Genomic DNA, 10470 nt, shown 5'->3' with positions numbered 1-10470 from the left:
AGATCTTCGACGGCGAGGCCGGCATCTATGGGCACTGGTTTCCGGATGCGAGCTGCAACACCTGCTTCAACGCGCTCGACCGGCATGTCCGCGACGGCAGGGGCGAGCAGGCGGCACTGATCTATGACAGCCCCGTCACCGGCACCAAGGCGAGCTACAGCTACGCCGAGATGCTCGACGAGGTCGCGACGCTTGCCGCCGTGCTGCAGGAACTCGGCGTCGGCAAGGGCGACCGCGTCATCCTCTACATGCCGATGATCCCGGAAGCCGCCTTCGCCATGCTGGCCTGCGCCCGCATCGGCGCGGTCCACTCGGTGGTGTTCGGCGGCTTTGCCGCCAAGGAACTGGCGACGCGCATCGACGACGCCAGGCCGAAGGTCGTGCTGACTGCCTCATGCGGCATCGAGCCGACGCGCGTCGTCGAATACAAGCCGCTGCTCGACGGCGCGATCGAGCTTGCCGCCCACAAGCCGGACGCCTGCCTCGTCCTGCAGCGCCCGCAGGCCGATGCCTCGATGCAGGTGACGCGTGACCGGAACTGGCGCGCTATGGTCGCCGCCGCCAAGGCCAATGGCCGCAAGGCGGACTGCGTCGAGGTCGCCGCGACCGACCCGCTCTACGTGCTCTACACCTCGGGGACGACGGGAAAGCCCAAGGGCGTGGTCCGCGACAATGGCGGCCACATGGTGGCGCTGCTGATGACGATGAGCGTCCTCTACGATGTCCGGCCGGGCGAGGTGATGTTCACCGCCTCCGATGTCGGCTGGGTCGTCGGCCACAGCTACATCGTCTACGGCCCGCTGCTGCAGGGCGCGACCTCGGTGCTCTATGAGGGCAAGCCGGTCGGCACGCCCGATCCCGGCGCCTATTGGCGGGTGATCTCGGAATACAAGGCGGTGGCGATGTTCACCGCGCCGACCGCCTTCCGCGCCATCCGCAAGGAGGACCCGGAAGCCAAGCACCTGGCGCCTTACGACCTCTCGCAGTTCCGCACGCTCTTCCTCGCCGGCGAGCGGGCCGATCCGGACACGCTGAAATGGGCGGAAGCCGTGCTCAAGGTGCCGGTCGTCGACCATTGGTGGCAGACCGAGACCGGCTCCTGCATCGTCGGCAATCCGGTGGGCTTAGGGCTGCTGCCGATCAAGCACGGCTCGCCGAGCGTGCCGCTGCCGGGCTATGACGTGCAATGCCTCGACGAGGGCGGCCGGCCGGTCGCTGCAGGGACGATGGGCGCGATCGTGCTCAAGCTGCCGCTGCCGCCCGGCGCGCTGCCGACGCTCTGGCAGGACGATGCCCGCTTCCGCAGCGCCTATCTCGAGACCTATCCCGGCTACTACAACACCTCGGATGCCGGTTTCATCGACGAGGACGGCTATGTCTTCATCATGGGCCGCACCGACGACATCATCAACGTCGCCGGCCACCGGCTCTCGACCGGCGGCATGGAGGAGGTGCTGGCCTCCCATCCGGCCGTCGCCGAATGCGCCGTGGTCGGCATCCGCGATGCGCTGAAAGGCGAGCAGCCCTGCGGCTTCGTCGTCCTCAAGGCCGGCGTGACGCAGGCGCCCGCCGAAATCGAGAAGGAGCTGGTCGCGCTGGTGCGCGACAAGATCGGCCCGGTCGCCGCCTTCAAGATCGCCATCACCGTCGGGCGTCTGCCGAAGACGCGCTCCGGCAAGATCCTGCGGGCGACGATGAAGAAGATCGCCGACGGCGAGGACTACACGGTGCCGGCGACGATCGAGGACCTCGCGGTACTGGGCGAGATCGGCGTCGCGCTGAAGGGCAGGGGGCTGGGATAGCCCCCGCTGCATTCACTCGGGACCGCGCCGTCTTTCCGGGGCTCAGGCCTTTCGGCCTGCCCCGGATAGACGCAGCGGTTCCGTCTAAAATCAGCAGGCGTCGGCGACGAGCGCCTTCCGGTCCGCTCAGTGCTCGTCTTCGTCCTCGCCGGCGGGGCGCTTGATCTGCTTCAGCTTGGCGAAGACGGAATCGACGTCGATCGCCGCCTCCTCCTCGCGCTTCGGCTTGCTCATGTCGGCGAAGGGCTGGGAGGCCGGCGTGGCCTCGGGCGCGGTCGTCTCCTCGGCCGGGAGCAGGGTCGAGCCGACCTCGGCCGCGACGGCGGCGGGGCGGTCCTTGGCGGCGCGGGCCACTTCGAAATCGAGGTCGATCTGCGAGGACAGGCCGAGGCTGACCGGATCGACCGGGCTCAGGGTCTGGGCGTTCCAGTGGGTGCGGTCGCGGATCTGGGCGATGGTCGACTTGGTGGTGCCGACCAGGCGGATGATCTGCGCGTCCTTGAGCTCGGGATGGTTGCGCAGCAGCCAGAGGATGGCGTTGGGCCGGTCCTGGCGCTTCGACACCGGGGTGTAGCGCGGCCCCTTGGCGCGCTTGATCTCGGGCACCTTGACCTTGCGCTCGGCGAGCTTGAGGTGATGGCTCGGGTTCTTGGCGGCGCGCTCCAGCTCCTCGCGGGTGAGCTGGCCCGAGGTGATCGGGTCGAGGCCCTTGATGCCGGCGGCGACCTCGCCATCGGCGATGCCGCGCACCTCGAGCGGGTGGAGTTTGCAGAACTCGGCGATCTGCTCGAAGGTCAGCGAGGTGTTCTCGACCAGCCAGACCGCGGTGGCTTTCGGCATCAGCGGCGATGTTGACACGGGCTCGTCTCCTCAGATGTCGCGGGCAAAAGCTCTCATGCGCCGACCGGCCGCCCCGGCCGGTCATCCAAATCATCGACGATGAGCAGGATGGCGGGCGTTATATGCAAACTGCGCCAAGCTGTCCACGGAAACCATGCGGCGAAATCCGGCTCCTTGCCGGCGAATCGTCAGAACGTCAGCACGATCTTGCCGATATGGGCGTTGCTCTCCATCAGCCGGTGCGCCTCGGCCGCCTGCGCCAGCGGGAAGCGGGCATGGATCACCGGCTTGCAGCGCGCCTCTGCCAGCAGCGGCCAGACCTTGGCCTCGAGCTCGGCCGCGATCGCCGCCTTCTCGGGAATCGTGCGCGGGCGCAGCGTCGAGCCGGTATGGATCAGGCGCTTCATCATCAGGCGGCGGAAGTCGACCTGGGCCTTCGGGCCGTTGAGGAAGGCGATCTGGACGATGCGCCCGCTCTCGGCGGCCGCCTCGTAATTGCGCGAGATGTAGTCGCCGCCGACCATGTCCAGGATGACGTCGACGCCGCGCCCATTGGTCGCCGCCTTCGCCGCCGCGACGAAATCCTCATTCCGATAATTGATGGCGTGGTCGGCGCCGAGATCGCGGCAGGCCCGGCATTTCTCGTCCGAGCCGGCGGTCGCCAGCACGGTCGCGCCAAAGGCCTTGGCGAGCTGGATCGCGGTGGTGCCGATGCCCGAGGTGCCGCCATGGACCATGAAGCTCTCGCCGGTCTTGAGGCCGCCGCGCTGGAAGACATTCGTCCAGACGGTGAAATAGGTCTCGGGGATGGCGCCGGCTTCCTCGAGCGACAGGCCGGCGGGGATCGGCAAGGCGTTGCTCTCATGGACGACGACATATTGCGCGTAGCCGCCGCCGGCGACGAGACCGCAGAGCTGCTCGCCGACCCGGTAGCGCGAGACGCCCTCGCCGAGCGCCACGACCGTGCCGGCGAATTCCAGCCCGGGAATGTCGGAGGCGCCGGGCGGCGGGGCATAGCCGCCCTGGCGCTGCAGCACGTCGGGCCGGTTGATGCCGGCGGCGGCAATCGCGACCAGCACCTCGCCCGGGCCGGGCTTCGGCAGCGGCCGCTGCTGCGGCTTCAGGACCTCGGGCCCGCCCGGGGCTTCGAAGCCGATCGCGGTCATGGTCTGGGGCAGGGCGGTCATGGCGCTCTCCTGAGGTACGTGCCCAGTGGTCGTGTGGAGTGGTCTTGGGGCTCGCCTCCGATTAGTCTCTTCCCCGCAACCGATGCAAGGCGAGGCTGCGATGGCTGGATTTCTCGACGACGACCGCCCGGCGCCGAAGCGCGCCCATGAGATCGGGCAGGATCTCTCGCAGCTTTCCGTGGCCGAGATCGACGAGCGCATCGCCCTGCTCGAAGCCGAGATCGTCCGGCTGGGCGAGGCACGGACGAAGAAGAACGCCTCGCGCTCGGCCGCCGACTCCTTCTTCCAGAAGCGGGATTGAGGCCGCAGGGCGGCAGTCAAGCGCTTGCGGGCCGGCGCGGGCGATTGGGCGGCGGGTGATTCCTTTCGGCCACGCGACAAGATGCGCCAGCCGATGAACGGATATTCATCTTCGCGCCCGGGGCCGCCGCAGCTATCCTGCCGAGCGTGGGAAAGCGGCGCTTCGAAAGTGCCTTCCGGCCCGAGGTGCAAGGCATCGCCCCGGAATCCCGTTCGAAGACGAGCGACGCGATCGCAGCGAATCCCGCCGGCTGTGCCGTTGCTCGCCGGGACGCCTGCGCGTCGAGGCTGCCGGAGATGAGACATGCGGTTTCGATGCCTGACGATCCTGTGCGGCGCCGGCCTGATGCTGGCCGCGGTGCCGGCCTCGGCCGCCGACGGCCTGGCAAGCCTCGGCCTGCGCGAGGATGGCGGCAAGCCGCTGGCGGCGCTGCGGCTGACGCTGCCGGAAACCACGATCATCATGCAGATGCCGGTCGACGTTCTCGGCGGGCACAGCATCGAGATCCGGCGCCAGCTCGCCCCGAGCGTCAGCCTCGGCAGCACCTATCGCTACTCGGTCGGGGAGAGGTTCGTCAGCGAGCGTTTCGGGCTGATGCTGACGGTGACGCGCTGAAACCGGAAGGCGCCGTCAAATCGGTGCTGCGGCCTGTCGCGTTAACCGGTCCTTAACGATTCCAAAGTATGAATCGCATCATCCAGTTTGTCTGGATGTCGAGTGGCTCCTGCCCACTCTGTTTGACGCCTCCCTGTTGACCTTCGAGCCGCCTTCGGGGCGGCTCTTTTTTTGGTCCGGCGGGCTGGCGAAGCGGTCCATTCTCCGTTTGCGGCCGCGAACCTGCCATCATTAAGGTTAACGACGTCTTACCGCAGCGGCGACAAGGCGATGGCGCTATCCTTGCGGAGCTTCTGGTACGAAACGGCGCTGCGTCCCTTCCTCGCACGCCCCTGTGCCGATTGGAGACGCCGCGATGACCGATTTTCCAATGCTGAAGCTGGCGCCTGAGGACGGCGCGATCTCGTTCGCGCGCAGCTTCGTCAAATCGGACGCCTTCATGCAGCTTTTCCGCGAGGGCATGGGCCTGGTCGAGCTGACGGCGGGTTATCTCGACGGCGACGGCCGGGCCGAATCGGCGGCGCTGGCCCGCGAAGTCTCGCTGACCTATGCGACCGAGAGCATGCGTCTGACCACCCGGCTGATGCAGATCGCTTCCTGGCTCCTGGTGCAGCGCGCCGTCGCCGAAGGCGAGATGACGGCGGAGCAGGCGCGCACCGAGAAGAACAAGGTCCGCATCGCCGAGCCGATGCTGAAGCCGAGCAGCGCCGAGGCGGCCCGCCTGCCGGAACGCCTGCGCGATCTCATCGCCCATTCGATCCGCCTGCAGGAACGCATCCGCCATCTCGAGGACCAGATGTCGGAGGCTGCCGCCCCGGCCGCGCCGGCAAACCCTGTGCGCGGCCAGCTCGAAAGCCTGCAGGCCCGGCTCGGCCTGATCCGGTAGAGGCAGCGCGTCATGCTCGGGCTCGACCCGAGCATCTCTTTCAGGAGATTCCCGGGTCTACGGGGAGATTATCCTTGGGCCGACCGAAGGTCGGACCCGAGGGCTTCGCCCGAGAATGACGAGCGAGCCCGCGGCCATTCGTCGCCACAACGCAAAAGCCCGGCCGCGAGGCCGGGCTTTTCGATTTCAGGCGACCGGCGCCCGAAGGCGCCGGAAAGCCGGGAATTACTTCTTGCCGAGGGCGCCGAGCGCGCCGAAGCGCGAATTGAAGCGCGAGACGCGGCCGCCACGGTCCAGCATATGCTGGGTGCCGCCGGTCCAGGCCGGATGCGTCTTCGGGTCGATGTCGAGGTTCAGCGTGTCGCCCTCCTTGCCGAGGGTCGAACGCGTGAAGTATTCGGTGCCATCGGTCATGACGACCTTGATGGTGTGGTAATCGGGATGAATGCCGGTCTTCATGGCGAATTCCTCAATTTTCGAAAAGCGGGCGGCCGGAACACGGCGCGCATCGCCGGCTCTTCGAACAATTCGTGCGAGCCTGTCGTGAAGTCGCGTGCCCATAGCGCAGCCCCGGCTGCGGCGCAAGCATTTCGGGATATTTGAACGTGGCGAAAGACGAAGTGGAAGACCGCAAGCAGCGGCCGGATTTCAGCACGCTGCGCTCATTCTGGCCCTATGCGCGGGCGCAGAAGCGGCGGATCGCCTTCGCGCTGCTGGCGCTGGTCGTCGCCTCGGGTGCGACCTTGGCGCTGCCGCTCGCGGTGCGGCGGGTGATCGATGCCGGCTTCTCCGGCGGCGAGCAGCAGCTCGCCAACTCCTATTTCGCCCTGCTGATCGGCGTCGTCGCCGTGCTGGCGCTGGCGAGCTCGGCGCGATTCTATCTGGTCATGACGGTCGGCGAGCGCATCGTCTCGAATTTGCGTGCCGATGTGTTCCGGCATCTGACCCGGCTGGAGCCGGCCTTCTTCGACGCCAGCCGCGCCGGCGACCTGGTCTCGCGGCTGACCGCCGACACCACCCAGATCAAGTCGACCTTCGCCTCGACCGCCTCGATCGCGCTGCGCAACGCCATCATGTTCCTCGGCGCGCTGGCGCTGATGATCGCCACCAGCCCGCGGCTCTCGGCGATCGTGATCGGCGCGATCCCGCTGATCGTGCTGCCGCTGGTCTTCTCCGGCCGCACGGTGCGCAAGCGGGCGCGGGCGGCGCAGGACCGGCTGGCCGACGCCTCGGCCTTCGCCTCGGAGGCGATCGGCGCGATTCGCACCATGCAGTCCTTCGGCGCCGAGCGCGACACGTCGCGACGCTTCCATGACGCCTCGGAGGAGGCCTATGGCGCCTCGCGCGACGCCACCCGTTCGCGCGCCTGGCTCTCGGGCTTCGCCATCTTCCTGGTCAGCGCCAGCGTCGTGATGGTGCTGTGGACCGGCGCGACGGAGGTCTTCGCTGGCCGGATGACCGGCGGCAGGCTGTCGCAATTCGTGCTCTACGCCGTGCTGGCGGCAAGCTCGCTCGGCCAGCTCTCCGAGGTCTATGGCGACATCTCCGCCGCGGCAGGCGCCGCCGGGCGCCTCGGCGAGATCCTGGCGACGAAGCCGGCGATCGCGGCGCCGGCCCATCCCAAGCCGCTGCCGCAGCCGGCGGTCGGCGCGCTCGCCTTCGAGAACGTCTCCTTCCGCTATCCCGGCCGCAGCAACCTGGCGCTGGCCGATCTCGACCTCACCATCCGCCCGGGAGAGCGCGTCGCGCTGGTCGGTCCTTCGGGCGCCGGCAAGAGCACCGTGCTGCAACTGGCGCTGCGCTTCTACGATCCCTTCGCCGGGCGGGTCGTCGTCGATGGCGTCGCCGGTCCGGAGGCGGACCCGACCGACTGGCGCAGCCGCTTTGCGCTGGTGCCGCAGGAGCCGACCGTGTTCGGCGTCTCGGTGGCGCAGAACATCGCCTATGGCCGCCCCGGTGCGAGCAGAGCCGAGATCGAGGAGGCGGCAAGGCTCGCTGCCGCCGATGACTTCATCAGGGCGCTGCCGCAGGGCTACGACACGGTGATCGGCGAGCGCGGCGTGACCTTGTCCGGCGGCCAGCGCCAGCGCCTCGCCATCGCAAGGGCGGTGCTGAAGGACGCGCCGATCCTGCTGCTCGACGAGGCGACCTCCGCCCTCGATTCCGAAAGCGAGCGGGCGGTGCAGGACGCGCTCGACCGGCTGATGCAGGGCCGCACCACGCTGGTCGTCGCCCATCGGCTCGCCACCATCCTCTCGGCCGACCGTATCCTGGTGATGGAGGAAGGCCGCGTGGTCGAGGAGGGCACCCATGCCGCCCTCGTCGCCAAGGGCGGGCTCTATGCCAGGCTGGCGGCGCTGCAGTTCGGGCGCGAGGCGGCGTAGGGCTGCCGAACCGGCAGATCGTCATTCCGGACAAGCCGCATGGCGGCGCAGCTCCGGAATCCATCGTAAGGCTCCGGCCCTCTACGATGGATCCCGGGACAAGCCCGGGATGACGGCGCGGTTACGAGAGAATGCAGCGCGCTCTGGCACCATTTGGCCGGGGATCTTACCCCGCCTTCTGCACAAAACTATCCAGCACCATCTTCCGTCCCGCCTTGTCGAAATCGACGGTGAGCTTGTTGCCGTCGACGCTGGCGACCGAGCCGGGGCCGAACTTGATGTGGAAGACGCGGGCGCCGGGGTCGTAGGCCGAGCCGCCGGTCGATTTCGCCGTGAGTTCGCCCTCGATCATCAGCGGGCCGCGCTTGCCGCCGCCGAAGCCGCGCTGGCCGGCATCCGAGAAGCCTGAGCCGCCGCCCGAGTTGAACTTGGCCTTGTTCTCCTGGGCGCGTTGCCAGCCCGGCGTCTGGTAGGAGGAGCCGAAGCTCTCCATGCGCTCGAAGCGCGAGGCGCCATAGCCGCCCTGGCTGTAGGTCGAGGCCGCCTGGACGACCTCGACATGGTCCTCCGGCAATTCGTCGATGAAGCGGGAGGGCAGACTCGATTGCCAGAGGCCGTGAATGCGCCGGTTCGAGGCGAAATAGAGCTTCAGCCGCTTGCGGGCTCGCGTCAGGCCGACATGGGCGAGGCGGCGCTCCTCCTCCAGGCCCGCGCGGCCGCTCTCGTCGAGGGCGCGCTGGTTGGGGAAGAGGCCTTCCTCCCAGCCGGGCAGGAAGACGGTGTCGAATTCCAGCCCCTTGGCGCCGTGCAGGGTCATGATCGAGACGCGCTCGGCGCTTTCGCCGCTGTCGGCGTCCATCACCAGCGAGACATGCTCGAGGAAGGCCGGCAAATCGGGGAACTCGTCGAGCGAGCGCACCAGCTCCTTCAGGTTCTCCAGCCGCCCGGCGGCGTCGGCCGAGCGGTCCTTCTGCCACATCTCGGTATAGCCCGACTCCTCCAGCACCAGCTCGGCGAGCTCGCCCTGCGGCATGTGCTCGGCCCTTGCCGACCAGCGGGCGAAGGCCTCGACCAGCTCGCGCAGGGTGGTGCGCGCCTTGGGCTTGAGCTCGTCGCTCTCGACGACGACGCGCGCCGCCTGCAGCAGCGAGAGCTGCGAGGCGCGGGCATGGTTGTGCAGGATCTGGACGGTGGCGTCGCCGAGGCCGCGCTTGGGCACGTTGACGATGCGCTCGAAGGCGAGGTCGTCGCTGGCCGAGACGACGCAGCGCAGATAGGCCATGGCGTCGCGGATCTCGGCGCGCTCGTAGAAGCGCGGGCCGCCGATGACGCGATAGGGCACGCCGACATGGACGAATCGTTCCTCGATCTCGCGCATCTGCGCCGAGATGCGGACGAGGATCGCGATCTCGCCGAGATTCTCGCCCTTGCTCTGCATCGCCTCGATCTCGTCGGAGATCAGGCGGGCCTCCTCCTGGCTGTCCCAGGCGCCGGTGATGGTGACCTTCTCGCCGGGCTCGTCCTCGGTACGCAGCGTCTTGCCGAGCCGGCCCTCATTGCGGGCGATCAGCTTCGAGGCGGTGGCGAGGATATGGCCGGTCGAGCGGTAATTGCGTTCGAGCCGAACCACGGTGGCGCCCGGAAAATCGTGCTCGAAGCGCAGGATGTTGTCGACCTCGGCACCGCGCCAGCCATAGATCGACTGGTCGTCGTCGCCGACGCAGGCGATGTTGCGGCGGCCCTGGGCGAGCAGGCGCAGCCAGAGATACTGGGCGACGTTGGTGTCCTGGTACTCGTCGACCAGGATGTAGCGGAAGCGCTCGTGATAGGTCGCGAGCACGTCGGGATGCTCGCGGAACAGCGTCAGGCAGTGCAGCAGAAGGTCGCCGAAATCGACGGCGTTCAGCGTCTTCAGCCGGTCCTGATAGGCGGCGTAGAGCTTGCCGCCCTTGCCGTTGGCGAAGACGGCGGCCTCGCCCGGGGCTACGTCCTTGGGGCTAAGGCCGCGATTCTTCCATGAATCGATGAAGCCGGCGAGCATGCGGCCGGGCCAGCGCTTCTCGTCGATCCCTTCCGCCTGGATCACCTGCTTCATCAGGCGGATCTGGTCGTCGGTGTCGAGGATGGTGAAGTCCGAGCGCAGATCGAGCAGCTCGGCATGGCGGCGCAAAAGCTTGGCCGAGATCGAGTGGAAGGTGCCGAGCCAGGGCATGCCCTCGGCGACCGGGCCGACGAGGTTCGCGACGCGCTCCTTCATCTCGCGCGCCGCCTTGTTGGTGAAGGTCACCGACAGGATCTGCGAGGGGTAGGCGCGGTTCGTCGCGATCAGATGGGCGATGCGGGTGGTGAGCACGCGGGTCTTGCCGGTGCCGGCGCCGGCAAGGACCAGCACCGGCCCGTCGGTCGCCTCGACCGCCAGGCGCTGCTCCGGATTGAGGCCCTGAAGATAGCCGGC

General features: G+C 68.3%; 9 protein-coding genes. 5 read left to right on the top strand and 4 right to left on the bottom strand.

What is annotated here, in order from left to right; translation table 11 throughout:
* On the top strand, positions 1–1802 hold a 1802-nt coding region (locus tag V6M56_RS04115), incomplete at its 5' end, for a propionyl-CoA synthetase (protein ID WP_332681483.1).
* A 126-nt stretch (positions 1803–1928) separates the two neighbouring features.
* Here V6M56_RS04115 and V6M56_RS04110 read toward each other — a convergent pair.
* Entirely contained in the window at positions 1929–2660 is a 732-nt protein-coding gene (locus V6M56_RS04110) for a DUF1013 domain-containing protein (RefSeq protein ID WP_332681482.1), read from the bottom strand.
* 170 nt (positions 2661–2830) lie between these two features.
* Positions 2831–3829, bottom strand: a complete 999-nt coding sequence (locus tag V6M56_RS04105) for an NAD(P)H-quinone oxidoreductase (RefSeq protein ID WP_332681480.1) — start codon at positions 3827–3829, stop codon at positions 2831–2833.
* Positions 3830–3929: 100 nt separating this feature from the next.
* Between V6M56_RS04105 and V6M56_RS04100 the strand changes: the two genes are divergently transcribed.
* From V6M56_RS04100 to rcdA, 3 genes are all read left to right on the top strand, one after another.
* On the top strand, positions 3930–4130 hold the full coding sequence (locus V6M56_RS04100) for a DUF1192 domain-containing protein (protein ID WP_332681479.1): 201 nt from the start codon (positions 3930–3932) through the stop codon (positions 4128–4130).
* A gap of 303 nt (positions 4131–4433) precedes the next feature.
* Positions 4434–4745, top strand: a complete 312-nt coding sequence (locus tag V6M56_RS04095; RefSeq protein WP_332681477.1) for a hypothetical protein — start codon at positions 4434–4436, stop codon at positions 4743–4745.
* A 355-nt stretch (positions 4746–5100) separates the two neighbouring features.
* Positions 5101–5631: a protease adaptor protein RcdA gene (rcdA, locus tag V6M56_RS04090; protein WP_332681475.1), complete on the top strand. Its 531-nt coding sequence runs from the start codon at positions 5101–5103 to the stop codon at positions 5629–5631.
* A gap of 225 nt (positions 5632–5856) precedes the next feature.
* Here the strand turns inward: rcdA and rpmE are convergent, their stop codons facing one another.
* A complete protein-coding gene (rpmE, locus tag V6M56_RS04085; RefSeq protein ID WP_066471911.1) occupies positions 5857–6090 on the bottom strand; it encodes a 50S ribosomal protein L31 in 234 nt (77 codons plus the stop codon).
* A 146-nt stretch (positions 6091–6236) separates the two neighbouring features.
* Here rpmE and V6M56_RS04080 point away from each other — a divergent pair, with 146 nt between their 5' ends.
* Positions 6237–8015 carry an ABC transporter transmembrane domain-containing protein gene (locus tag V6M56_RS04080; protein ID WP_442881077.1) on the top strand — a complete coding sequence of 593 codons (1779 nt, stop codon included), beginning with the start codon at positions 6237–6239 and terminating at the stop codon, positions 8013–8015.
* A gap of 166 nt (positions 8016–8181) precedes the next feature.
* On the opposite strand, the gene V6M56_RS04075 is transcribed toward V6M56_RS04080, so the two are convergent.
* Positions 8182–10470: UvrD-helicase domain-containing protein (locus V6M56_RS04075; RefSeq protein ID WP_332681465.1), on the bottom strand; the 2289-nt coding region annotated here is incomplete at its 5' end.

Source organism: Allobosea sp. (assembly GCF_036675845.1).
Taxonomy (GTDB): domain Bacteria; phylum Pseudomonadota; class Alphaproteobacteria; order Rhizobiales; family Beijerinckiaceae; genus Allobosea.
The sequence above is the reverse complement of the archived record's forward strand: the minus strand, read 5'-3'. Positions and strand labels throughout refer to the sequence as shown.

Coding starts and splice junctions, on each gene's coding strand:
- V6M56_RS04095 (WP_332681477.1), top strand. CDS start 4,434: ATGCGGTTTCGATGCCTGACGATCCTGTGCGGCGCCGGCCTGATGCTG.
- rpmE (WP_066471911.1), bottom strand. CDS start 6,090: ATGAAGACCGGCATTCATCCCGATTACCACACCATCAAGGTCGTCATG.
- rcdA (WP_332681475.1), top strand. CDS start 5,101: ATGACCGATTTTCCAATGCTGAAGCTGGCGCCTGAGGACGGCGCGATC.
- V6M56_RS04105 (WP_332681480.1), bottom strand. CDS start 3,829: ATGACCGCCCTGCCCCAGACCATGACCGCGATCGGCTTCGAAGCCCCG.
- V6M56_RS04100 (WP_332681479.1), top strand. CDS start 3,930: ATGGCTGGATTTCTCGACGACGACCGCCCGGCGCCGAAGCGCGCCCAT.